The organism is Mycobacterium colombiense (genome assembly GCF_001953985.1).
In the GTDB taxonomy this organism is placed as follows: Bacteria; Actinomycetota; Actinomycetes; order Mycobacteriales; family Mycobacteriaceae; genus Mycobacterium; species Mycobacterium colombiense_B.
Window position 1 is genome coordinate 66,780 of sequence record NZ_MBEI01000008.1, and the last position, 23,195, is coordinate 89,974.

Annotated in this window: 20 protein-coding genes; 8 read left to right on the forward strand and 12 right to left on the reverse strand. The window is 68.8% G+C overall.

Annotation, left to right across the window (positions count from 1 at the left end; genetic code table 11):
• Positions 1 to 43: 43 nt before the first annotated feature.
• The 3 genes from A5732_RS01950 to A5732_RS01960 all read left to right on the forward strand — a co-directional run bounded on the left by A5732_RS01950 (position 44) and on the right by A5732_RS01960 (position 2,624).
• Positions 44 to 1,099 (forward strand): alanine and proline-rich secreted protein Apa, encoded by a 1,056-nt coding sequence (locus A5732_RS01950; RefSeq protein WP_076100316.1) that lies wholly within the window; start codon positions 44 to 46, stop codon positions 1,097 to 1,099.
• Positions 1,100 to 1,245: 146 nt separating this feature from the next.
• Positions 1,246 to 1,548 (forward strand): GlsB/YeaQ/YmgE family stress response membrane protein, encoded by a 303-nt coding sequence (locus A5732_RS01955; RefSeq protein WP_064950814.1) that lies wholly within the window; start codon positions 1,246 to 1,248, stop codon positions 1,546 to 1,548.
• A gap of 47 nt (positions 1,549 to 1,595) precedes the next feature.
• Complete coding sequence (locus A5732_RS01960; RefSeq protein ID WP_076100319.1) at positions 1,596 to 2,624, forward strand: zinc-binding alcohol dehydrogenase family protein; 1,029 nt, start codon at positions 1,596 to 1,598, stop codon at positions 2,622 to 2,624.
• A 7-nt stretch (positions 2,625 to 2,631) separates the two neighbouring features.
• Here A5732_RS01960 and A5732_RS01965 read toward each other — a convergent pair whose 3' ends face one another.
• The 4 genes from A5732_RS01965 to A5732_RS01980 all read right to left on the reverse strand — a co-directional run bounded on the left by A5732_RS01965 (position 2,632) and on the right by A5732_RS01980 (position 7,763).
• Positions 2,632 to 3,393, reverse strand: coding sequence for a CPBP family intramembrane glutamic endopeptidase (locus A5732_RS01965; protein WP_076100322.1), 762 nt, complete (start codon positions 3,391 to 3,393; stop codon positions 2,632 to 2,634).
• A gap of 67 nt (positions 3,394 to 3,460) precedes the next feature.
• On the reverse strand, positions 3,461 to 5,845 hold the full coding sequence (locus A5732_RS01970) for a phosphoketolase family protein (protein ID WP_076100324.1): 2,385 nt from the start codon (positions 5,843 to 5,845) through the stop codon (positions 3,461 to 3,463).
• A gap of 44 nt (positions 5,846 to 5,889) precedes the next feature.
• Positions 5,890 to 6,738, reverse strand: coding sequence for an SDR family oxidoreductase (locus A5732_RS01975; RefSeq protein ID WP_076050623.1), 849 nt, complete (start codon positions 6,736 to 6,738; stop codon positions 5,890 to 5,892).
• Between the two features lie 107 nt (positions 6,739 to 6,845).
• A complete protein-coding gene (locus A5732_RS01980; protein ID WP_065055802.1) occupies positions 6,846 to 7,763 on the reverse strand; it encodes an undecaprenyl-diphosphate phosphatase in 918 nt (305 codons plus the stop codon).
• 209 nt (positions 7,764 to 7,972) lie between these two features.
• Between A5732_RS01980 and A5732_RS01985 the strand changes: the two genes are divergently transcribed.
• From A5732_RS01985 to A5732_RS01995, 3 genes are all read left to right on the forward strand, one after another.
• A complete protein-coding gene (locus A5732_RS01985) occupies positions 7,973 to 10,381 on the forward strand; it encodes a CaiB/BaiF CoA-transferase family protein (protein ID WP_076100327.1) in 2,409 nt (802 codons plus the stop codon).
• 19 nt (positions 10,382 to 10,400) lie between these two features.
• Positions 10,401 to 11,885: an acetyl-CoA acetyltransferase gene (locus A5732_RS01990; RefSeq protein ID WP_076100331.1), complete on the forward strand. Its 1,485-nt coding sequence runs from the start codon at positions 10,401 to 10,403 to the stop codon at positions 11,883 to 11,885.
• A 113-nt stretch (positions 11,886 to 11,998) separates the two neighbouring features.
• A complete protein-coding gene (locus A5732_RS01995; protein ID WP_076100333.1) occupies positions 11,999 to 14,125 on the forward strand; it encodes an NAD-dependent epimerase/dehydratase family protein in 2,127 nt (708 codons plus the stop codon).
• Positions 14,126 to 14,128: 3 nt separating this feature from the next.
• Here the strand turns inward: A5732_RS01995 and A5732_RS02000 are convergent, their stop codons facing one another.
• The 7 genes from A5732_RS02000 to lon all read right to left on the reverse strand — a co-directional run bounded on the left by A5732_RS02000 (position 14,129) and on the right by lon (position 20,532).
• Complete coding sequence (locus A5732_RS02000; RefSeq protein WP_076100335.1) at positions 14,129 to 15,361, reverse strand: NAD(P)/FAD-dependent oxidoreductase; 1,233 nt, start codon at positions 15,359 to 15,361, stop codon at positions 14,129 to 14,131.
• A 46-nt stretch (positions 15,362 to 15,407) separates the two neighbouring features.
• Positions 15,408 to 16,133 carry a DUF72 domain-containing protein gene (locus A5732_RS02005; protein ID WP_076100337.1) on the reverse strand — a complete coding sequence of 242 codons (726 nt, stop codon included), beginning with the start codon at positions 16,131 to 16,133 and terminating at the stop codon, positions 15,408 to 15,410.
• Positions 16,134 to 16,140: 7 nt separating this feature from the next.
• On the reverse strand, positions 16,141 to 16,767 hold the full coding sequence (locus A5732_RS02010; protein WP_076100338.1) for an endonuclease: 627 nt from the start codon (positions 16,765 to 16,767) through the stop codon (positions 16,141 to 16,143).
• 43 nt (positions 16,768 to 16,810) lie between these two features.
• Positions 16,811 to 17,143 (reverse strand): TfoX/Sxy family protein, encoded by a 333-nt coding sequence (locus A5732_RS02015; RefSeq protein WP_076100340.1) that lies wholly within the window; start codon positions 17,141 to 17,143, stop codon positions 16,811 to 16,813.
• A 40-nt stretch (positions 17,144 to 17,183) separates the two neighbouring features.
• Complete coding sequence (locus tag A5732_RS02020) at positions 17,184 to 17,573, reverse strand: nitroreductase family deazaflavin-dependent oxidoreductase (protein ID WP_064952501.1); 390 nt, start codon at positions 17,571 to 17,573, stop codon at positions 17,184 to 17,186.
• 66 nt (positions 17,574 to 17,639) lie between these two features.
• A complete protein-coding gene (locus A5732_RS02025; protein ID WP_065142035.1) occupies positions 17,640 to 17,990 on the reverse strand; it encodes a hypothetical protein in 351 nt (116 codons plus the stop codon).
• 220 nt (positions 17,991 to 18,210) lie between these two features.
• Positions 18,211 to 20,532 carry an endopeptidase La gene (lon, locus tag A5732_RS02030; protein ID WP_171974942.1) on the reverse strand — a complete coding sequence of 774 codons (2,322 nt, stop codon included), beginning with the start codon at positions 20,530 to 20,532 and terminating at the stop codon, positions 18,211 to 18,213.
• A 422-nt stretch (positions 20,533 to 20,954) separates the two neighbouring features.
• Here lon and A5732_RS26815 point away from each other — a divergent pair, with 422 nt between their 5' ends.
• On the forward strand, positions 20,955 to 21,176 hold the full coding sequence (locus A5732_RS26815) for a hypothetical protein (protein ID WP_139334476.1): 222 nt from the start codon (positions 20,955 to 20,957) through the stop codon (positions 21,174 to 21,176).
• A gap of 305 nt (positions 21,177 to 21,481) precedes the next feature.
• Here A5732_RS26815 and A5732_RS02040 read toward each other — a convergent pair whose 3' ends face one another.
• Complete coding sequence (locus tag A5732_RS02040; protein ID WP_065051096.1) at positions 21,482 to 22,726, reverse strand: alpha-hydroxy acid oxidase; 1,245 nt, start codon at positions 22,724 to 22,726, stop codon at positions 21,482 to 21,484.
• 18 nt (positions 22,727 to 22,744) lie between these two features.
• Between A5732_RS02040 and A5732_RS02045 the strand changes: the two genes are divergently transcribed.
• Positions 22,745 to 23,182, forward strand: a complete 438-nt coding sequence (locus tag A5732_RS02045; protein WP_076100344.1) for a DUF1810 domain-containing protein — start codon at positions 22,745 to 22,747, stop codon at positions 23,180 to 23,182.
• Positions 23,183 to 23,195: the final 13 nt, after the last annotated feature.

The window sequence follows — 23,195 nt, forward strand, 5'->3', positions numbered from 1 at the left end:
ATGCACCCTTGCGTCACAGCGGTAACACGGTAGGTTCGTCGCCATGGAGCAGGTGGATCCGACCTCGACCCGTCGTAAAGGACTGTGGACGACGCTGGCGCTCACCACGGTGACCGGTGCCAGCGCAGTCGCCATCGCGTTGCCGGCGACTTCCAGCGCCGATCCCGAGGTGCCGACGCCCGTCCCGCCGACCGCCACGGCCCCGCCGGGGGCCCCGGCGACCAACGCGCCGCCGGCCGCTCAGCCGCCGAATGGGCAACCGGCACCGGGTGATCCCAACGCGGTCCCACCACCGCCCGCCAACCCCAACGGCGCACCGCCGCCGCCCGTCGACCCGAATGCGCCGCCGCCACCGCCGGCCGACCCGAACGCCGGGCGGATCACCAACGCGGTCGGGGGATTCAGCTACGTGCTGCCGCCCGGCTGGGTGGAGTCGGACGCGTCGCACCTCGACTACGGTTCGGCGCTGCTGAGCAAGGTCACCGGCCCACCGCCGATGCCCGACCAGGCGCCGGCGGTCGCCAACGACACCCGCATCGTGATGGGCCGCCTGGACCAAAAGCTCTATGCCAGCGCGGAAGCCAACAACGCCAAGGCCGCGGTGCGGCTGGGCTCGGACATGGGTGAGTTCTTCATGCCCTATCCCGGCACCCGGATCAACCAGGACGCCACCCCGCTCTCCGGCAGCAACGGAAGCACCGGCAGCGCGTCGTACTACGAAGTCAAATTCAGCGACGCGTCCAAGCCCAACGGCCAGATCTGGACGGGCGTGATCGGTTCCGCCAACGGCGGCACCGCCCAACGCTGGTTCGTGGTGTGGCTCGGAACCTCGAACGACCCGGTGGACCGGGGCGCGGCCAAGGCGCTCACCGAGTCGATCCAGGCATGGACACCGCCGGCGGCTCCTGGAGCCCCCGCGGCACCGGGTGCGCCGGGTACAGCGACGGCTCCTGGCGCGCCCGCTGCTCCGCCGGCGCCCGGGGCACCCGCTGCGCCGCCGGCGCCGGGGGCACCCGCGCCGGTTCCCGGTGGCGCGCCGGCATCTTCCGAGGCCAGCCCGACGCCCACACCGACACCGCAGCAGACCCTCTCGGCCTGATCGCGCCGCTCGACGGCCCGCTCGCACCCGAAACCGACGGGTCAACCGTCTCCAATTCGGCGCTCATTTCGTGACCCAAACTGGGTATACCGAAGTGACGACCCAGCAAATAGCTGGGGTTTGCCAGCGATTGCAAGGAGACTTCGATGGACGTCATTGCTGCTACCGAATATCTGGCCCGCTCCTCGACGCTGACCAGCGTCGGCTGGATCGGCTACATCATCATCGGCGGTCTGGCGGGTGCGATCGCCAGCAGGATCATCAGAGGCAGCGGTGCCGGCATCCTGATGGACATCGTCATCGGCATCGTCGGCGCGTTGATCGGCGGCTTCATCCTGAGCTTCTTCGTCAACACCGCGGGTGGCGGAATCATCTTCACCTTCTTCACAGCGCTGCTCGGCGCCCTGCTCCTGCTGTGGGTCGTCGGCATGGTGCGGCACAGGACCTAATCGGCTTAACCCGTTGCGGCCGTGGTGGTTAGCGGCATGATGGATTGATGCCTCCACCGGTGACCACCACGGCAATGCGCGCCTGGCGCGTGCGTCGGCCCGGGCCGATGAAGAGCGGCCCGCTGGAGCAGGTCACCGCCGAGGTGCCACACCCCGGCCCCTCCGAACTGCTGGTGGCGGTACGCGCCTGCGGCGTCTGCCGCACCGACCTGCACGTCACCGAAGGCGACCTGCCAGTGCACCGCGACCGGGTCACTCCCGGTCATGAGGTGGTCGGCGAAGTCATCGACATGGGTGAGCAGGCCGGCGACGAATTCCGCGTGGGGGACCGGGTGGGCATCGCCTGGCTACGCCACACCTGCGGCGTGTGCAAGTATTGCCGGCGCGGCGACGAGAACCTGTGCCCCGATTCTCGCTACACCGGCTGGGACGCCGACGGCGGTTACGCCGAATTCGCCACCGTCCCGGCCGCTTTCGCCCACCCCTTGCCGAGCGGCTACAGCGACAGCCAGCTGGCCCCGTTGTTGTGTGCGGGCATCATCGGCTACCGCTCGCTGCAGCGCGCCGAGCTGCCGGCTGGTGGCCGCCTGGGTCTCTACGGCTTCGGCGGCAGCGCGCACATCACCGCGCAGGTGGCGCTGGCACAAGGCGCCGAGGTACACGTGATGACCCGCGGATCCCGCGCGCAGGAACTGGCGTTGGAGCTCGGCGCGGCATCGGCGCAGGGTGCGGCCGAGCCGCCCCCGGTGCCGCTGGACGCCGCGATTTTGTTTGCTCCGGTGGGTGATCTGGTGCTGCCCGCGCTGGAAGCGCTGGACCGCGGCGGCACCCTGGCGATCGCCGGGATTCACCTGTCCGACATCCCGGCCCTGAACTACCAGCGTCACCTGTTCCAGGAACGCCAGGTCCGATCGGTGACGTCCAACACCCGGGCGGACGCGCGGGCCTTCCTGGACTTCGCGGGTAAGCACCACATCGAGGTGACGACGCCGGAATATCCGCTCGGACAGGCGGATCGGGCGCTGACGGATCTCAGCGCCGGCCGCATCGCCGGTGCGGCGGTGCTGCTGGCCTGATTCGGCGTCAGGTGGACAGGTGCCACACCAGCGCGGCGGCCAGCGCGCCGAGCCCGTTCAACGACCAGTGCAACGCAATGGGCGCGATCAGGCTGCCGCTGCGCCGGCGTAGCCAGCTGAAGACGAATCCGGCGGCCCCGGTCGCGAGGACGGCCCCGGTCACCCCGGCCATCATGCCCACGATTCCGCCGCCGAACAGCCGGGTGAAGCCGACGTTGCTGCTAGTCAGGCCGAAGGACGTCGCGACATGCCATAGCCCGAACAACAGCGAACCCGCCAGCGCGACGCCGCGAAAGCCCCAGGCCCGGTTGAGCGCGCCGTGCAGGACGCCCCGGAAGGCCAGCTCCTCGGGGATGACGGTCTGCAGCGGGATGACGACCATCGAGGCGATCATCGCCCCGGAGATCGTGGCGTAGCGGTTGTTCATGAACAGCGGCCGGGTCTCCGGCAGCAGCACGCCCAGCGCGATCACCGACGCGACGACGGCCACGGCGGCCACGGCGTAACCCATGCCGGGCTTCCAGTGCTCGCGGCCCAGGCCGAGGTCCGCCCAGCCCAGGCCCCGCCAGCGCATCAAAATGACCAGCCCCACGGCCGCGGCCGGGACGGTGGCGATGCTCGCCCACGGCGTGGTGAAGTGCGCGATCAGGTTGGTCAGCACCAGCACCACGACGACGACGGCAATGTCGAGGTGGATCCGGAATCGGTGCAGCACCGGGAACCTTGACACCGCGGGGTGAATATCGGCTGTCCCGGTGGCGTCAAGCATCCGACCAGTTTACCGGCGCCCGAGGGATCGACCGGGTTGCTCGCGTCACTCGGCGGTCACCCGCGGCTCACTCGGCCGGCCAGGTCCAGCCGGCGATCTTCGGGTCGTCCTCGCCGTGCTCGCGGGTGTACATCCGCGCCGCGAGGCGCGCGTCGACCATCCGCTGCCGCAGTATGGCGGCGCGGCTGGCCAGGCCGTCCACCCGGTCGATGACGTCCATGACGAGGTGGAAGCGGTCTAGATCGTTGAGCATCACCATGTCGAACGGCGTCGTCGTGGTGCCGCGCTCCTTGAAGCCGCGCACATGCAGGTGGGCGTGGTTGGTGCGGCTGTAGGTGAGCCGGTGGATCAGCCAGGGATAGCCGTGGTAGGCGAAGATGACCGGCTTGTCGCGGGTGAACAGCGCGTCGAATTCGCGGTCGGGCAGCCCGTGCGGGTGCTCGGAATCCGGTTGCAGCCGCATCAGGTCGACGACGTTGATCACCCGGACGCCCAGCTCCGGCAGCTCGCGGCGCAGGATGTCGGCGGCGGCCAGCGTCTCCAGCGTGGGGATGTCTCCGGCGCAGGCCAGCACCACGTCGGGCTCCTCGGTGGCCGTGCTCGCCCACGGCCAGATGCCCAGGCCGCGGGTGCAGTGCGCGATCGCGGAGTCCATGTCGAGGTAGGCCAGCGCGGGCTGCTTGCCGGCGACGATGACGTTGATGTAGTCGCGGCTGCGCAGGCAGTGATCGGCCACCGAGAGCAGCGTGTTGCCGTCCGGCGGCAGGTAGACGCGGGTCAGTTCCGGTCGCTTGTTGGCGACGAGGTCGATGAAGCCCGGGTCCTGATGGGACGCGCCGTTGTGGTCCTGACGCCAGACGTGCGAGCTGAGCAGATAGTTGAGCGACGCGATCGGGCGGCGCCACGGCAATTCCCGGCTGGTGGCAAGCCATTTCGCGTGCTGGTTGAGCATCGAGTCGACGATGTGCACGAACGCTTCGTAGCAGTTGAACAGCCCGTGTCGCCCGGTCAGCAGATAGCCCTCCAGCCAGCCCTGGCACAGGTGCTCGGAGAGCACCTCCATCACGCGGCCGTCCGGCGCTAGGTGCTCGTCGTCGGGCTCGACCTCCGAGAGCCACACCTTGTCGGTCGACCCGAAGACGGCGTCGAGCCGATTGGAGGCCGTCTCGTCGGGGCCCATCAGCCGGAACCGGTCCCGGTTGCGGGCGATCACGTCGCGCAGGAACGCGCCCAGCACCCGGGTTGCCTCGTGCGTGGCCGCCGCCGGCCGCTCGACGGCCACGGCGTAGTCGCGAAAGTCCGGCAGGTCCAGATCGTGCAGCAACAGCCCGCCGTTGGCGTGCGGGTTGGCGCTCATCCGGCGATCGCCTTTGGGTGCCAGCGCGCGCAATTCGTCACGCAGCCTGCCGTTGTCGTCGAAAAGCTGCTCGGGCGCGTAGCTGCGCAGCCACTCCTCCAGCTGGGCGCGGTGCTCGGGATTTTTGTGCGTCTCGGACAGCGGCACCTGATGTGAGCGCCAGGTCCCCTCGACCTTCTTGCCGTCCACCACCTTGGGCCCGGTCCAGCCCTTGGGCGTGCGCAGCACGATCATCGGCCACACCGGTCGCTGCGCCTGACCGCCGCCGCGGGCCGCGGTCTGGATGGCCGCGATGTCATCGAAGGCGTCGTCGAGCGCGGCGGCCAGTTGGCGGTGCACGTCGGCCGGGTCGTCGCCGGCGACCGTGATCGGCCGGTAGCCGTAGCCGCGCAACAACGACTCCAGCTCGTCGTGCGGGATGCGGGCCAGCACCGTCGGATTGGCGATCTTGTAGCCGTTGAGCGCCAGGATGGGCAGCACGGCGCCGTCGGTCACCGGGTCGAGGAACTTGTTGGAGTGCCAGCTGGCGGCCAGCGGCCCGGTTTCGGCCTCGCCGTCGCCGACGACGCAGGCCACCACCAAATACGGGTTGTCCAGGGCCGCGCCGTAGGCGTGCACCAGCGCGTAGCCGAGCTCACCGCCCTCGTGGATGGATCCCGGCGTCTGCGCCGCGACGTGGCTGGGGATGCCGCCGGGGAAGGAGAACTGCCGGAACAGCTTGCGCAGCCCTTCGGCGTCCTCTTCGATGCCGGTGTACACCTCGCTGTAGGTGCCTTCCAGGTAGGCGTTGGCGACCAGCCCGGGTCCGCCGTGACCGGGCCCGGTCACGTAGATGACGTCGGCGTCGCGGTTGCGGATGATCCGGTTCAGGTGGGCATAGACGAGGTTGAGCCCGGGTGTTGTGCCCCAGTGCCCCAGCAACCGCGGTTTGACGTGCTCGGTGGCCAGCGGCTGGGTGAGCAGCGGGTTGTCCAGGAGGTAGATCTGTCCGACCGACAGATAATTGGCGGCGCGCCAGTACTTGTCGAGCAGAGCGAGTTCGTCGTCGGAGAGCGGAGATTCGGTGGGCGCGGAGGTTCGGGTTTCTAGGCTCACCCGGCCGATTGTCCGCGCCTTCGGTGAAGAATGCTCGTGCGCGATTACTCTTCGCCGCGGGCGCGGGCCTCATACGCCCGGCGCTTGGCGACGTCGACGTCGTCGGTGAAGACGTGATCACCGCCCAGCATCCGGTTCAGCCCCTCGGCGATTCGGCGCGGCCAGAACTTCTGGGACACCACCATGGCGCCCGCCGCCTTGGTGATCCGCACCCGCGGCTTGGGGTGAGCCACCAGGTTGACGATCGCGTCGGCGATCTCGGTGGGTTCGGCGTTGCGGAACCCCTTCATGCCGGGAGTTCCGGCGACCAACTCGGTGTTGACGAACGTCGGCAACACCAGCGAGAACTTCACGCCGGCGTCCTGGTACTCCAGCCGGGCCGAGTCGGTGAAGCCGATTACCGCGTGCTTGCTGGCGCAGTAGGTGGCCAGCCCGACGATGTTGAGTTCACCGGCCAGCGAGGCGACGTTGATGACGTGACCCTTGCCGCGCGGTGCCATGCGCTGGGCCGCCAGCTTGCTGCCGACGATCACGCCGTAGACGTTGATATCCAAGATCCGCCGGGTGACCGCGTCGGGCTCGTCGACGATCTTGCCGACGGGCATGATGCCGGCGTTGTTGATCAGCACGTCGATCGGGCCGAGCCGGCGCTCGACCTCGTCCAGGAAATCGGAGAACGAGTGCGGATCGGTGACGTCGAGCTTCCCGTAGACGTCGAGGCCCAGGTCGGCACCCGACTCCTTCACCCGCACCTCGTCGACGTCGCCGATGGCGACCTTGGCGCCCAGATTGTGCAGCGCGGTCGCGGTGGCCAGCCCGATGCCGCGGGCGCCTCCGGTGATCACGACGACCCTGCCGCGGACCTTCAGGCCTATCGAAGCCGTGTCTGCCATTCCGGTCCCCTCCAGTTTCTTGACGGGTGTCAACTAAACAACGGGGTTAAGCACAGCACTCGAAGTCGCCCCTGCGCAACAATCCCCGGTGACCGGCGCGCGACGGTTCAGCGCAGGGCGAACCAGACCAGGCTGGCGCCGCCGGCCAGGGCGCAGTAGATCGCGAACGGCGTCAGCGTGCGGGTCTCGAAATACCGTGTCAGGAAACGCACGGCGAGATAAGCACAAACGAATGAGGCGACGCTGCCGGCCAGCACCTGGCCGCCGATTCCGGCGCCCAGCGGCCCGAAGAGTTCCGGGATTTTGTACACGCCCGCGGCCAGGATGATCGGCGTCGCAAGTAAAAAGGAGAACCGGGCGGCATCTTCGTGCGACAAGCCCCGCCACAAGCCGGCCACGATGGTGATTCCCGAGCGGCTGATGCCGGGCAGCAGCGCGAGGATCTGCGCCGCACCGATCACCAAGCCGCGGGGCAGGGGGAGTTGGGCGAGCCGGCGGTCCGAGGCCTCGTCGCCGTGTTCGAGTTGCCCGCCGGCCATCGCGGCCTCATCCGGTGCGGGCGCGATGCGCCGGCGCAGCACCTCGCCCACATACAGGGCGATGCCATTGAGCAATAGGAACGCCGCGGCGGGGACGGGCTTGCCGAGTGTGGTGCGGAACAGCTGTTCCAGCAAGAGCCCGGCCAGGCCCACCGGGATGGTGCCCACCACGATCAGCCAGGCCAGCCGTTCGTCGGGCGTCTGGATCCGCCGATGGCGCAGCGAGGTGAAGAACCCCGTCAGGATCCGCACCCAATCGCGCCAGAAGAACACCAGCAGGGCGGCGGCGGTGGCCACATGCAGGCCCACGATGAACGCGAGATACGGCGATTTGGGGGCGGACACGCTGAGGTCCTGGGCCCATCGCCCGCCGACCAGCGCCGGCACCAGCACCGCGTGCCCCAGGCTGGAGACCGGAAACAGCTCGGTCACGCCTTGGAACGCGCCGACCACCACGGCCTCCACGTAGCTCAGGTGCGCGGTCATAGTGATGCCTCCATGAGACGACGGACAGGGTCGGGCGGATCGGCCTGTGACGATAGCCGACGCCGACCTTCGAGGAGAACGTTGCGCCGGTGCCGACGGCGCGCCGGGCGAAACAGCTTGCCCGCCCGGCACTTTGGCCGCCGCGGTAGCCGTTCGACGTCGGGAACGCCCGCCGCGCAGCGGCCTGACCAGGCAGGTACGGTGTCCAGATGGCCGACGGATTGCTCGATGCCGTGCGCGTCCTCGACTTGTCGAGCGGCGTCGCGGACGCGGTCACCCGGCTGTTCGCCGACCTGGGCGCCGATGTCCTCAAGGTGGAACCGCCGGGCGGTTCCCTGGGACGCGATGCGCTGCCCACGCTGCGCGGGGCCAGCATTCCGTTCGCGGTGCACAACGCGAACAAGCGCAGCGCGGTGCTCGACCCGTTCGACGACGAGGACTGCGACCGCTTCCTGGACCTGGCCGCCGAGGCCGACATCATCGTGGACACCGGCGCCGACGAACGCGGAGCCATGTTCGGGACCTCGGGCGACGAGCTGGCGGCCCGCTATCCGCACCTGGTGGTGCTGTCGATCACCGACTTCGGTGCGACGGGTTCGCGGTCGTCGTGGCGTGCCACCGATCCCGTGTTGTACGCGATGTGTGGCGCGTTGTCGCGATCCGGCCCCACCACCGGCACCCCGGTGCTGCCGCCGGACGGTATCGCGTCGGCGACCGCCGCGGTTCAGGCGGCGTGGGCCGCGCTCGCTGCGTACTACAACCGATTACGCTGCGGCACAGGCGATTACATCGACTTCTCCTGGTTCGACGCCGTCGTCATGGCCCTCGATCCGGCCTTCGGCGCGCACGGGCAGGCCGCCGCCGGGGTCCGTCGCAGCGGGCGGTGGCGGGGCCGGCCGAAGAACCAGGACGCCTACCCGATCTACCCGTGCCAGGACGGCTACGTCCGGCTGTGCGTGATGGCGCCGCGGCAGTGGCGCGGCCTGCGGCGCTGGCTGGGGGAGCCCGACGAGTTCCAGGACCCGAAATACGACGCGATCGGTGCGCGGTTCGCGGCCTGGCCGCAGATCAGCGAGCTGATCCGGGAGCTGTTCGCCGGGCAGACCATGAAAGACCTGGTGGCCGCAGGCCAGGCGAACGGGGTGCCGATCGCCGCGGTGCTGACACCCGCACGGATCCTGGGGTCCGAACACTTCCAGGCGGTGGGCGCCATCACCGACGCCGAACTGGTCCCCGGCGTGCGCACCAGCGTGCCGACCGGCTATTTCGTCGTCGACGGCCGGCGCGCGGGTTTCCGCACGCCGGTGCCGGCCGCGGGCAACGACGAACCGTATTGGCGGGGCAACCCGTCGGTGGTGCCGTCGTCCTCGGGCCGGCTCGGCGATTATCCGTTCGCCGGGCTGCGGATTCTCGATCTGGGCATCATCGTCGCCGGTGGCGAGCTGAGCCGGTTGTTCGGCGACCTGGGCGCCGACGTCATCAAGGTCGAAAGCGTCGATTACCCGGATGGATTGCGGCAGGCCCGGGTCGGCGATGCCATGAGCGAGTCGTTCGCCTGGACGCACCGCAACAACCGGGGATTGGGACTGGATCTGCGCAGCGCCGAGGGCAAGCAGATCTTCGGCCGCCTGGTGGCCGAAGCTGACGCGGTGTTCGCCAACTTCAAGCCGGGAACCCTTACGGCACTGGGCTTTTCCTATGATCAGCTGCGCGCCATCAACCCGCGGATCGTGCTGGCCGAGAGCAGCGCGTTCGGCGACACGGGGCCGTGGAGCGCCCGATTGGGCTACGGCCCCCTGGTCCGCGCCACCACCGGGGTCACCCGGCTCTGGACGTCCGACGGCGCGCTGGGCGAAGCCGCCACGGGCAGGCACGGGTTTTACGATGCGACAACGGTCTTCCCCGACCACGTGGTGGGGCGGGTCACGGCGACCGGGGCGCTGGCCGCGTTGATCCACCGCAACCGGGCCGGACAGGGTGCCCACGTGCACATCTCGCAGGCCGAAGTCGTGGTCAATCAGCTCGACACGCTGTACGTCACCCAGGCCGCGCTGGCCGCGGGCGTCGCGCAGATTCGCGAGGACACTAGCCTGCATGCGGTCTACCCCTGCGCGGGCGACGACGAATGGTGCGTCATCTCGATCCGCACTGACGACGAATGGCGCCGCGCCGCTTCGGTTTTCGACCATGCCGGGTGGGCCGACGATCCGCGCTTCGCCACCGGCGAAGCGCGGCTGAACCATCGCGACGAGCTGGTGGAGCTGGTCTCCGGCTGGACCCGCACGCGCACGCCGCTGCGGGCGGCCGAGCTGCTGCAGTCGGCCGGGGTCCCCGCCGGGCCGATGAACCGCCCGCCGGACGTACTCGAGGACCCACAGCTGATCGCGCGAAACGTCTACAGCCCCATGACGCATCCGCTGATCGAAAGCCCGTTGCCGGCCGAGACGGGCCCGGCGCCGTACCGCCACATCCCCGCGGCCCGGCAGGCCCCGGCGCCGCTGCCCGGCCAGGACACCGTCGAGATCTGCCGAAGCGTGCTGGGAATGAACCCCGCGGACATCGAGCGGCTGGTCGAGGACGGTGTCCTGTCCGTGCCGCCCGACACCGCGGATCCATAGCCACGCTAAATTCGTTCCCATGAGCGTCGACCCCAGGACCCCGGTGTTGATCGGTTTCGGCCAGGTCAACCATCGCGACGAGATCGACCCGGACACCCGCTCGGTCGAGCCGATGGACCTGATGGTCGCCGCGGCCCCCCAGGCCGCCGATGCCGCGGTGATCGAGGCCGTCGATTCCATCCGGATCGTGAACATCCTGTCCGCCCAGTACCGCGACCCGGGCCTGTTGCTCGGCCAGCGGCTCGGCGCGTCCGACTTCAGCACGCTGTACAGCCCCGTCGGCGGCAACGTGCCGCAGTCGCTTGTCAACCAGGCCTGCCTGGATATTCAACGCGGCCACGCCAAGGTGGTGCTGCTGGCCGGCGCCGAAACCTGGCGCACCAGGCGGGGACTGCGGGCCAAGGGCGGCAAGCTGGTGTGGACCGAGCAGGACCAGTCGGTCCCGATGGCCGAGATCAGCGGTGACGACGTCGCGATGGCCGGCGACGCCGAGATCAGGATCTCCCTCGACCGGCCGGCCTACGTCTACCCGATGTTCGAGGAGGCGCTTCGGGTCGCGAACGGCGAGTCGATCGACGATCACCGCAAGCGCATCGGGGCGCTGTGGGCACGGTTCAACGCCGTGGCGGTGGACAACCCGAACGCCTGGATCCGCAAGCCCTCGAGCGCCGACGACATCAGCCAGGCGGGCCCGCAGAACCGCATGATCAGTTGGCCCTACACCAAGCTGATGAACTCGAACAACATGGTCGACCAGGGCGCTGCGCTGGTCCTGACGTCGGTCGCGGAGGCGACCCGGCTGAAGATCCCGGCCGAGCGCTGGGTGTACCCGCACGCGGGCACCGACGCGCACGACACCGCGTCCATCGCCGAGCGCCACGAACTGCACCGGTCGACGGCGATCCGGATCGCCGGTGCGCGGGCGCTGGAGCTGGCCGGCCTCGGCATCGACGACATCGATTACGTCGACCTGTACTCCTGCTTTCCCTCCGCCGTTCAGGTGGCGGCCGCCGAGCTCGGGTTGAGCACCGACGATCCCGCCCGACCGCTGACGGTCACCGGTGGGCTGACGTTCGCGGGCGGACCGTGGAGCAACTATGTGATGCATTCGATTGCCACCATGGCGGAGTTGCTGGTTGCCAATCCGGGCCGCCGCGGCCTGATCACCGCCAACGGCGGCTACCTGACCAAACACAGCTTCGGGGTCTACAGCACCGAGCCGCCGGCCGAATTCCGTTGGGAAGACACGCAACCGGCCGTCGATCGGGAGCCGACGACGGACGCGGTGGTGGAGTGGGAAGGCGTCGGCACCATCGAGGCCTGGACGACGCCGTTCGACCGCGACGGCCAGCCCGAGAAGGCCTTTCTGGCCGTCCGCACGCCCGACGGGTCGCGCGCGCTGGCCGTGGTCACCGATCGCGCCACGGCGCGGGCATCGGTGCGGGAAGATATCGGTGGCGCCAAGGTTGCCGTCGCCGCGGACGGCAGCGCGACGCTGCGGTAGTCCTGGCCCACGGCAACACGACAGGTCACCGAACCGTTATCGGAGTAACGGTCGCGTAGCCAGTGCCTACTTGCCTATTGTTGATTGCTGAGGGTTGGGGGAGGTGAGCCCAGGTGCACATCCTGGTTACCGACGCCACCGGCGCACTCGGGCGGCTGGTCGCTGGGCAGCTGATCGCTGCCGGGCACACGGTCACCGGCATTGCTGAGCTTCCCCATCCGTGTCTGGACGGCAACGTCGAGTTTGTTTGCGCGTCGCTGCGCGACCGGGTCCTGCGCGAGCTGACCGACGAGGCGGACGCGGTGGTCCACCTGGCCCCCATCGACCCGTCCGTCCCCGGCAGCGCGGACTTGGACGGACTCGCGCGGGTGACCGATGCGGCCGCCCGCGCCGGCTCCCGGCTGCTGTTCGTGTCGCAGGCCGCCGGCCGTCCCGAGCTATACCGGCCGGCCGAGGACCTGGTGTCCTCGAGCTGGGGGCCCACCGTGGTCGTCCGGATCGCGCCACCGGTCGGTCGACAGCTCGACTGGATGGTGTGCCGTACCGTGGCCACCCTGGTGCGGGCGAAGGTCTCGGCCCAGCCCATTCGGGTGCTTCATCTCGATGACCTGATGCGCTTTCTGGTGCTGGCGCTCAACACCGACCGCACCGGTGTGGTGGACCTCGCCAGCCCGGACACCGTCAATCTGATCACCGCATGGCGGATGTTGCGAGCCACCGACCCGCGGTCCCCGCTGCATCGGGTGCGCAGCTGGTCACAGCTGACTCCGGACATGAATATCTCCGCGGCACAAGAGGATTGGGCGTTCGAGTTCGGCTGGCACGCGCTCGACGCGGTCGCCGACACCGCGCGCGGACTGGTCGGCCGCCGACTCGACACGGCCGGCGCGATCAACCACGGCGGGCGGCTCGCGCTCCCGGTCGAGGTGCTGGCACACGCCCGGCGGCCGGCTAGCGACGCGCACAGCGCGGCGCCGGAAGGCATCGAGGGCGAATTCGACGACCAGATCGATCCGCGGTTCCCGGTCTTCAGCAGCTCCGCCCTCAACCAGGCGCTGCCCGGACCGCTCACGCCGATAACGCTCGACGTCCAGCTGAGCGGGCTGCGCGCCGCGAGCCGGGTGCTCGGTCAGGCGCTCGCGCTCGGCGACGCGGTCGACGAGGAGTGGGGCAGCAGGGCGATCGCGGTGTTCGGCCACCGTCCCTACGTCGGGGTATCCGTCAACATGGTCGCCGCCTCCCAGCTGCCCGGTTGGGACCACGAGGCCGTCGCCCGCGACGCCCTGGTCGGCCGGCCCCACGTCGGGGATCCGCTGCCGTTCGGTGAGCCGGCCCTGTCGAACGGAGCGCTCGGCTCGGTCGCCAAGGCGGTGGCCGCGGGACGGTCGGTGGCGCTGCTGCGCCATCTGCGGGCCGACACCCGCGCCTACGCCGCCGCGGCGACCGCGGAGCACCTCGACTCCGGCCAACTCGCGCTACTGCCGGAGGCGGCACTGGAAGTTCGGCTCCGGCTGCTGCGCGACCGGATCCATCAAGGCTGGATGCTCAACGCGCTGTGGCTGATCGACGCCGGCGTCAGCGCCGTGACACCGGTACGTAGCCAGGCGCATCGCAGCGTGCCCGGGATGGGCATGATCACCGACAGCGGCCTCGTCGCCGCGGAGATCGCCGGGTTGGCGGCCGCGCTGCGGGCCGACCCGCCGCTGTGTGCGCTGGCCGCCGACGGCAACCTCGCGAGCATTCGCGCGTTGTCGCCGACAACCGCCGCCGTGGTGGATGCCGCCGCCGCACGGATCGGGCACCGCGGCCCGGGCGAGGCCGAGCTGGCCAGCACGACATTCGCCGACGACCCGACGATGCTGCTGATCGCCGCCGCGGCCGCCGCCGCGGTGCCCGCACCGTCGCCGACGCCGGACGGACATCCCGCCACCGGCTCCCGCGGCACCCGGGAGCTGGCCCACGACACCACGATGCGGTTCACGCACGAACTCCGAATGACGCTGCGCGCCTTGGGTTCCCTGCGAGTCGAGGCCGATCTGATCGACGACGTCGACGACATGTACTACCTGACCTGCAACGAATTGGTCACCCTGCCCGGCGATGCGCGGCTGCGGATCAAGCGCCGCCGCACCGAGCGAGAACGGCTGCAGGTGCAATGCCCACCCGACGTCATCGACGGGACGTGGGCCCCGACGCCGCGCAGCACCGACGGCCCCGACGCCGAGCGCACCGCCGGCTGACGTTCAGCCGAGCAGCTCACCCAGCGGCGACTGCGGATCGCGCAATTTGGCGACGTCGACCGGGGCCTGGGCTCGGATCAGAGCTTTGACGTCGTCGAGCACCTCCCAGACATTGACGTTCATCCCGGCCAGCACCCGGTCGTCCCCGTCGAGCCAGAACGCGACGAACTCGCGGCCGGCGACGTCGCCGCGGAAAACCACCCGCTCGAAGTCGGGGGCATGCCCGGCGTATTCCATGCCCAGGTCGTATTGGTCGGTGAAGAAGTAGGGGAGCTCCGCGTATTCGCCTGGCGTGCCCAGCATCCCGGCCACCGCGACCGCGGGCTGCTTGAGCGCGTTGGCCCAGTGCTCGGTGCGGATCCGGGTGCCGAACAGCGGGTGTAGGGCCGCGGCGATGTCGCCGACGGCATAGATGTCGGGGTCGCTGGTGCGCAACGAGGCATCGACGAGCACCCCGCCGTCGCCCATGGACAGCCCGGCCCGTTCGGCGAGTTCGGTGTTCGGCTTGGCGCCGACGGCAACCAGCACGGCGTCGGCCGTGATCGTCGCGCCGTCGCCGGTCCGCAAGCCGGTCGCCGCTCCGTCTGCCCGGGTGATCTCTTCGACCTGGGTCTCGAGCCGCAGATCCACACCGTGCTCGCGATGCAGGTTGGCGAACACTTCGCCGACGGTTTCGCCCAGTGCGGCCAGCAGCGGTTGGCTGGCCGCCTCGACCACCGTGACGTCGACGCCGCGCTGGCGCGCGCCGGCGGCCACTTCCAGCCCGATCCAACCGGCGCCCACGACGGCCAGCGAAGCGCCTTCGGTAAGAACGGAATTCAATGCCACCGCGTCTTCATAGGTGCGCAGATAATAGACGCCGGGGGCATCCGAGCCCGGTATCGGCGGACGCCGCGACCCCGAGCCGGTCGCCAGCAGCAGCTTTTCGTAACCGACGGTGGTGCCGTCGGCAAGACCCACGGTGTGGCCGGCGGCGTCCAGCTCGGACACCCGGGTGCTGAGCCGCAAGTCGACGTTGTTGTCCCGGTACCAGTCGGAGTTCTGCACGGTGAAATCGGTCAACGACTTCTTGCCGGCCAGATACTCCTTCGACAGCGGGGGCCGCTCGTAGGGCAGATGCTCCTCGTCGGCGAACACCATGATGTGACCATCGAAGTTGTTGTCGCGCAACGCCTCTGCGGCCTTGGCCGCCGCGAGCCCACCGCCGACGATCACGAAGCTGGTCGAGCTGGCCATAATGGGCGCTCCCTTCTTCGAAGGATTCCAGCCTACTCGCGGGCGCTCAACCCAAAAGGTCGCGCAAGGCCAGAGCGTTGCGGACCGCATGCCCGCCCAGGTCGTTGTTGAAATACATCCACACGTCCCTGCCGTCGCCGTCCCACTGGGTGAGGCGATCGGCCCAGCGCCGCAGATCGTCGTCGGAATAGGAGCCGGCGTAATTGGCGTCCGGATCCGGGCCGTGCATCCGGATGTACACCAGATCTGTCGTCGCCCGGGGGATGCAGTCCAGCCCGAGGCCACTCATCACCACATAGGCGGCGCGGCGGCGTTCCAGTAACTCGAACACGGCGGGGTCATTCCACGACGGATGACGCAATTCGACGGCGAGACGGATCGATTCGGGCATGAGGGCCAGGAACGAATCCAGGCGCGCGTCGTCGCGCTGCTGCTCGGGGTGCAACTGCACGAGCAGCACCCCGTGCCGATCACCCAGCAGATTCCAACAACGTTCGAATCGCTCGATCCACGGCTCGGGTGAGGCCAGCCTGCGGTAGTGCGTCAAGCCGCGGTGCGCCTTGACCGACATGGTGAAGCCCTCCGGCAGTTGCTGGCGCCAGCCGGTGAAGGTCGAATCCTGGGGCCACCGGTAGAAACTCGCGTTCAGCTCGACGGTGTCGAACACCTCGATGTAGCGGGCGAGCCGGCGTCCCGACGGCGTTCCGGTCGGGTACAGCACATTCACCCAGTGGTTGTACGACCACCCCGAGGTACCGATGCGTATGGTCACGGGTCGCTCAGCCGGCCACCAGCTGACGCACATCGTCGTCCAGCGACGCCCTGACCAGTGCGGCGGCCAGCCGCGCATTCTCCTGGGGCGCAAGCGATCCCAACTTCTTGGGCTCGGTGGGCAAGCCTAGTTGCTTGGCGGTGCCGGTGGTGCGGTCGTCGAAGTACGGCCGCACCCACGTCCACACGTCCTGAACTTCACGCAGGTAGATGTCGGCACCGGTGGCGCCGATCCCCTTGAATTGCTTGAGCATTCGTTTGGCCGCGGCCAGGTCGTGCTGACTGCGCTCGGCCAGCAGGCGCAGATCACCGGAGTAGTCGTCACGAACGCGCTCGGCCATATCGGCGAGCCGGGTCGCCGAGCTCTCGTCGTAGCGCACATAGTGCGCGCGTCCGAACGCGTCGATCATGGTCTGCCGGTTGGCCTGCAGCACGGCTTTGGGTGTCCGCAGGCCGGCTTTGAACAGTTCACGCGCGGCGGCCATGGCGATGCCCGCATCAATCGGCTTGCTGGCCAGCATACACAGGACCAGGAGCTGGAACAGCGGCATCGGCTTGTCGCTCATCGTGATACGCGCCTGCGCGGCATAGGTCGTGCCGGCAACGTCGAGCAGTCGTCGCACCCGCTTGTCCATACGCACCCGCGTACCCGCGCTTTGCGCGAACAAACCGGACCCGCTATTTGGGCGGCAGGCTGCGCGCGTAACCAACTCCGCGGGCGACCCAACTGTCAAGCTGGCGTTTGGTTTGCACGCCGGCGGCCTCAACGCGCAACCAGCCGCGGGCTTCCTTCCCGGCCATCACCATCGGGCTCACGTGCGCACGCTCGACGAGCTTGTCGGTGTCCTGCGGCGGCACCCGCACCAGCAGCCCGCCCTGCCCGCTGACGGCCACCGACATGTTGCCGTTGATCAGAAACGCCAGACCGCCGAACATGCGCTTTTCCTCGACGCCCGATTCGGTGCCCACTAGCTCGCGGATTCGGTTGGCCAGGTCTTCGTCGTAGGCCATGTCACGACCCTAATCCCGGGACCCGACACGCGTAACCGCGTCAGTCCAGATCGACGCGGATTGTCAGCAGGTCGCTGCCCATCAGCCGTACCACCGCGCTGTTCAGCCGCGGCAGATTGCCCAGCCGCTGCACGGCATCATCGTCGGGCAGCAGGTGTGCGGTGCCCTTGCGCCACCGGCCGCCGACCCGCACGCGGACAGCGGGATTGGCCTTGATGTTGCGGACGTAGTCCGAGTGCTCGCCGTGCTCGGAGACCATCCAGAACTGGTTGTCCACGACGCGCCCGCCCACCGCGGTGCGGCGCGGCTGCCCGCTCTTTCGGCCGGTGGTTTCCAGCATGGTCATCGGCAACTGACGACCAACGGGGTTGACCACCAGCCGCTGAACGCGATGGACGACTTGCCGTTTCAGATTCGCGAAGTCACTCATACCCTGCGATTCTGCCGCAACGAGAACGGCCGCCGCATCGGCGGCGGCCGTCTCGCTGTGCGGGTTTTACGTCGCGTAGGCGACGAACTGGCCGCCGGGCAGGAAAACGCCCCACTGGTTTACGGCCGGGTTAAATACAACCGGGTAATCGCCCGGTTGGCCCGGCGGCATCCAGCGAGCCGGATACCCGTAACCCACGGGGTCGTTGAAGTGACCCGGCGGCGGGAATCCGCGCTGCCCAGGCGGAAGCGGCGTGCCCGGCCCGTTGCAGTTCGCACCGGGCCCACCGACGCAACCCGGCACCGGCGGATTCGGCCCCTGTGGGTCGGCCTGCGCGAAACCGGCGCCGACTCCGAGCGCACCGGACGTCAGAGCGCCCGCGATCGCGGCGCTAGCAGCAATTCTGTTCAACCTCACGATGAACTCCTTACCCAGCCGCTACCCGCCATCGGCGGATTCACGGCGTGATTGTTGTTCGTCACCCGCGCCCTTGCTGACGTCGGGTTAGAGGTCATACCCCCCTCGGCTGGTCTTCCCTCTGTGCCAACGGCTACCCGGCTCCGGGGGAGGCCGAAACCTCTCGACCTCCCCCGGGCGTCGCGCCCACCTACGACTGAACATCCGTTCAGCGATGTTGTCAGGCGGCCGCCGTCGCGGGCTGTGCCGCCGGTTCCAGTGCCTGCGCGACGATCTCGGCGACGTCGGTCATGGGCCGCACGTCCAGCGCCGCGAGCACCTCGCCCGGCACATCGTCCAGGTCCGGCTCGTTGCGCGCCGGGATGAAAACCGTTGACAGCCCGGCACGTTGGGCCGCCAGCAGCTTCTGCTTGACGCCGCCGATCGGCAACACCCGGCCGTTCAGCGTGACCTCACCGGTCATCCCGACGTCGGAGCGAACCTGACGCCCGGTCGCCATTGACACCAGCGCGGTCACCATGGTGACACCGGCCGACGGGCCATCCTTGGGCACCGCACCCGCGGGCACGTGCACGTGGATGCGCCGGTCCAGCGCCTTGGGATCGACGCCCAGTTCGGCGGCGTGGGAGCGCACGTAGGACAGGGCGATCTGCGCCGACTCCTTCATGACGTCGCCCAGCTGGCCGGTCAGCTGCAGACCCGCCTCACCGTCGGTGGCGCCGGCCTCGATGTAGAGGACGTCACCGCCCAGGCCCGTCACCGCCAGGCCGGTGGCCACGCCCGGCACCGCCGTGCGTTCGGCCGATTCCGGCATGAACCGTGGACGGCCCAGGTAGTCAACGAGATCCGGCTCGTCGATGGACAGCGGCGCGGGGTCGGCGGCCAGCTTGGTGGTCGCCTTGCGCAGCGCCTTGGCCAGCAGCCGTTCGAACTGCCGAACCCCCGGCTCGCGGGTGTAGTCGGCGGCGATCTTGCGCAGCGCGGCGTCGGTCACCGCAACCTCGTCCTCGGTCAGCGCCGCGCGCTCCCGCTGCCGGGGCAGCAGGTAGTCGCGCGCGATGGCGACCTTGTCGTCCTCGGTGTAGCCGTCGATAGCCACCAGCTCCATGCGGTCCAGCAGCGCCGACGGGATGTTCTCGATCACGTTGGCGGTGGCCAGGAACACCACGTCGGACAGGTCCAGGTCCAGATCCAGGTAGTGGTCGCGGAAGGTGTGGTTCTGCGCGGGGTCCAGGACCTCGAGCAGCGCCGCGCTCGGGTCGCCGCGGTAGTCGGAACCGACCTTGTCGATTTCGTCCAGCAGCACAACGGGATTCATCGATCCCGCCTCACCGATCGCCCGCACGATGCGGCCCGGCAGCGCGCCGACGTAGGTGCGCCGGTGCCCACGGATCTCGGCCTCGTCGCGCACGCCGCCCAGGGCGACGCGCACGAACTTGCGGCCCAGCGCCCGGGCCACGCTCTCGCCCAGCGACGTCTTGCCGACGCCGGGAGGACCGGCCAGCACCATCACCGCGCCGGAGCCGCGGCCGCCGATCACCTGCAGCCCGCGCTGCGCGCGGCGCGCCCGCACGGCCAGGTATTCGACGATGCGGTCCTTGACGTCGTCCAGCCCGTGGTGATCGGCGTCCAGGATCTCGCGCGCGGCCTTCAGGTCCGTCGAATCCTCGCTCTTGACGTTCCAGGGCAGGTCGAGCACGGTGTCCAGCCAGGTGCGGATCCAGCCGCTTTCCGGGCTCTGGTCACTCGAGCGTTCCAGCTTGCCGACCTCGCGCAGCGCGGCCTCGCGGACCTTCTCGGGCAGCTCTGCGGCCTCCACGCGGGCGCGGTAGTCGTCCGAACCGTCCGGTTCGCCCTCGCCCAGTTCCTTGCGGATGGCGGCCAGCTGTTGGCGCAGCAGGAACTCCTTCTGCGTCTTCTCCATGCCCTCGCGGACGTCCTCGGCGATCTTGTCGCTCACCTCGACCTCGGCCAGGTGCTCGCTGGTCCAATCGATCAGCACGCGCAGCCGCTCGGCGACCTCGACGGTCTCCAGCAGCTGCCGCTTCTGAGCGTTGGTCAGGTAGGACGCGTACCCGGAGGTGTCCGCCAGCGCCGACGGATCGGTCAGCCTGTTGACGTAGTCGATGATCTCCCAGGCCTCGCGCCGTTGCAGCATGGCCAACAGCAGCTTCTTGTATTCCGCCGTCAGCGCCTTGATCTCGTCGGTCGGCTCGGCCTCGGGGACCTCGGTCACCTCGACCCACAGCGCCGCGCCGGGTCCGGACGCGCCCGCCCCGATCTGGGCCCTGCGCTCGCCGCGCACCACCGCGGCGGTGCCGCCACCGGCGATGCGTCCGACCTGCAGGATCTTGGCGATCACGCCGTGCGAGGGATAACGGTCCTCGAGCCGGGGGGCGATCAGCAGCTGTCCCGATTCGCTCGCCTGAGCGGCGTCGATCGCCGCGCGGGCGGCGTCGTCCAGCGCGATCGGCACCACCATTCCGGGCAGCACGATGGTGTCAGTGACAAACAGCACCGGCACCGACTTGGCTTCAGCCATCAAATCCTCCAAAAGTTGAGTCTGATGCGCTTAACCCAGCCGGGGAGCGGTTTGTTCCCGGGGGAACCTCAACCCGGGGCCCCGTCCGCCCTCAGCGAAACGCACCGCGCAGAGTCGATCGGACCGCACTTTATGCTTGCTGCCGATTCGTCGAAGTGAGCATTTAGCACCTGCGAAATCGCCACAGTCGGCGTTGGGAAAGTTTGCTATGCCGCGGCGCGTCACAGGTGTAGCGTCACAGTTAGTTCGGATCGGTTCGACTGGCCGTGGGGGCCGGGATCGACGAGACGGGTCCGCCGAGGCCGTTGGGGGTCGGGACTCGCTACGGCAACACCGATGCCATAGCACTCATATTCAGGTTCGGTTTTGTTGGGCCACCTGCTACCCAATTATCACCGTGCTTCCTTACGGAAGGCACCGCCATGACCACCAACGACACCGCCCACAAACTTGATAGCGAGTGCCTGGACAAGGGCACGTTCATGACCGTCCCCACGGGCCACATGCTGCTTGATAGCGAGAAGCGCGCGCGGATGGAGCAAATCCGAGAGATATTGCGCCGCCATAACCCGACACTGACCGACGAGCAACTGGACGAGCTGGTGATTCAGTTCTGGCAGCGGTCTGGTTTGGGTGACGGCTGAAGCCCGTCTTGGGAGTAGCACCCGCCGCCATTTAGTCCGGTGGTGTGCCCAGACGGCCGGGGTCTTTCGTTTCCCCGGCAGGACCCCGGCCGTCGCGCTTCGCATTCATCAATAGCCTGTATACGAGGCGCTAATTCTTCCATTTGGTGAGGGTGACGGGGACGACGGCTGCGCGTGCTGATGACCAGTCCCGAGCTAACAGCCTGCCTCCACGCCCTAGCGCCCCCGGCCGCTGGCAAGTTCGTGAAACACATTGGCAGCCGGCCGAAGTCGTTCGGCAACCAAGGCGCCGCGATACCGCCTCGTCAGGTCGCTGAATCAAGGGGGCCGAGTCGCTTGAGTTGTGTGACGTGCTGGGGCGTCAGCTCTTCCAGACAGGTGACGCCCAGCAGTGCCATGGTCCGCAGAATCCCGCTACCAAGAATGTCGATCGCCCGGTTCACCCCCGCCTCGCCGCCGGCCATCAGGCCGTACAAGTAGGCGCGCCCAACCAGCGTGCAGCGGGCCCCCAGCGCGATCGCGGCGACGATATCGGCGCCGGACATGATGCCGGTGTCGACCAGGATCTCGGTGTGCTTGCCGAGTTCGCGCGCGACCGTGGGCAGCAGGTGAAAGGGGACCGGGGCCCGATCCAATTGGCGCCCACCATGATTGGACAAAACGATGCCGTCGACGCCCCGGTCGACGACGGCGCGCGCATCCTCGAGTGTCTGAATCCCTTTCACGACGAGCTTGCCGGGCCACTGCGCCTTGATCCACTCCAGGTCGTCGAAGGTGAGGCTGGGATCGAACATCGTGCTGAGGTATTCGGCGACCGTGCCCGGCCAGCGATCCAGCGAGGCGAACGCCAGCGGCTCGGTGGTCAACAGATCGAACCACCATTTCGGGTGCGGCACGGCGTCGAGCACGGTGCGCAGCGTCAGCGTCGGCGGGATCGTCATGCCGTTGCGGTTATCGCGCAGCCGGACGCCGGAGACGGGAACGTCGACGGTGGCCAGCAGGGTGTCGAATCCCGCGGCGGCGGCGCGCTTCACCAGCGCCATCGAGCGCTCGCGATCGCGCCACATGTAGAGCTGGAACCACTTTCGGCCCTGTGGGACGGCGGTGACCAGATCTTCGATCGCGCAGGTGCCCAGCGTGGACAGGGAAAACGGGATCCCAGCCCGGGCCGCCGCCTGCGCGCCCGCGATCTCGCCCTCGGTGTGCATCAATCGGGTGAAACCGGTGGGCGCGATCGCGAACGGCAACACGACTGGCTGGCCCAGCACGTTCCAGCCGGCGGTGACTTGGGAGACGTCGCGCAGGATTGTCGGATGAAATTCGATGTCGCGGAACGCTTGTCGCGCACGTTGGATGGACAGCTCGTCCTCGGCGGCGCCGTCGGTGTAGTCGAACGCCGCCTTGGGGGTGCGGCGTTTGGCGATGGTCCGCAGATCCTCGATGGTGTATGCGGCGTCGAGGCGGCGCCTGGTCGCGTTGAGCCGCGGCCGCTTGAATTGCAGCAGCGGCGCCAGGTCGCGCACTTTGGGCACTCGTCGTTGGACTGCCATGTGTGCAACCGTAGTCATATGGAATCGGCAGGCGACCCCTTCGATCTCAAACGTTTTGTGGACGCACAGGAGCCGGTGTACGGCGAGGTCGTCGACGAGCTGCGGGCCGGCCGAAAACGCAGTCACTGGATGTGGTTCGTCTTCCCGCAACTGCGTGGGCTGGGCGGCAGCGCCACGGCGGCCCGGTTCGGCATCGCCTCACTCGAGGAAGCCGGCGCATACCTGCGCCATGAGCTGCTGGGCTCGCGGTTGCGCGAGTGCGCCCGGCTGGTCACCGCGGTACAGGGGCGCTCGATCGGCCAGATCTTCGGCTCGCCGGACGACCTCAAACTGTGCTCGTCCATGACGCTGTTCGCCCGCGCCACCGACGACAACAAGGACTTCCTCGCGGTGCTCGACAAGTATTACGACGGCCGCCAGGACCGGCTGACCCTAGAGCGGCTGGCCACGCCGTAGTCGACCGTCTGAA

Bases quoted from the DNA above. Each gene is read 5' to 3' on its own strand.
- A5732_RS01985 (WP_076100327.1), top strand. From the start codon at position 7,973: ATGGCCGACGGATTGCTCGATGCCGTGCGCGTCCTCGACTTGTCGAGC.
- A5732_RS26815 (WP_139334476.1), top strand. From the start codon at position 20,955: ATGACCACCAACGACACCGCCCACAAACTTGATAGCGAGTGCCTGGAC.
- A5732_RS01965 (WP_076100322.1), bottom strand. From the start codon at position 3,393: ATGCTTGACGCCACCGGGACAGCCGATATTCACCCCGCGGTGTCAAGG.
- A5732_RS02000 (WP_076100335.1), bottom strand. From the start codon at position 15,361: ATGGCCAGCTCGACCAGCTTCGTGATCGTCGGCGGTGGGCTCGCGGCG.
- A5732_RS02045 (WP_076100344.1), top strand. From the start codon at position 22,745: ATGGAATCGGCAGGCGACCCCTTCGATCTCAAACGTTTTGTGGACGCA.
- lon (WP_171974942.1), bottom strand. From the start codon at position 20,532: ATGGCTGAAGCCAAGTCGGTGCCGGTGCTGTTTGTCACTGACACCATC.
- A5732_RS01950 (WP_076100316.1), top strand. From the start codon at position 44: ATGGAGCAGGTGGATCCGACCTCGACCCGTCGTAAAGGACTGTGGACG.
- A5732_RS01960 (WP_076100319.1), top strand. From the start codon at position 1,596: ATGCCTCCACCGGTGACCACCACGGCAATGCGCGCCTGGCGCGTGCGT.
- A5732_RS01975 (WP_076050623.1), bottom strand. From the start codon at position 6,738: ATGGCAGACACGGCTTCGATAGGCCTGAAGGTCCGCGGCAGGGTCGTC.
- A5732_RS01955 (WP_064950814.1), top strand. From the start codon at position 1,246: ATGGACGTCATTGCTGCTACCGAATATCTGGCCCGCTCCTCGACGCTG.
- A5732_RS02015 (WP_076100340.1), bottom strand. From the start codon at position 17,143: ATGGCCTACGACGAAGACCTGGCCAACCGAATCCGCGAGCTAGTGGGC.
- A5732_RS02010 (WP_076100338.1), bottom strand. From the start codon at position 16,767: ATGGACAAGCGGGTGCGACGACTGCTCGACGTTGCCGGCACGACCTAT.
- A5732_RS02040 (WP_065051096.1), bottom strand. From the start codon at position 22,726: ATGGCAGTCCAACGACGAGTGCCCAAAGTGCGCGACCTGGCGCCGCTG.
- A5732_RS01990 (WP_076100331.1), top strand. From the start codon at position 10,401: ATGAGCGTCGACCCCAGGACCCCGGTGTTGATCGGTTTCGGCCAGGTC.
- A5732_RS02020 (WP_064952501.1), bottom strand. From the start codon at position 17,573: ATGAGTGACTTCGCGAATCTGAAACGGCAAGTCGTCCATCGCGTTCAG.
- A5732_RS01980 (WP_065055802.1), bottom strand. From the start codon at position 7,763: ATGACCGCGCACCTGAGCTACGTGGAGGCCGTGGTGGTCGGCGCGTTC.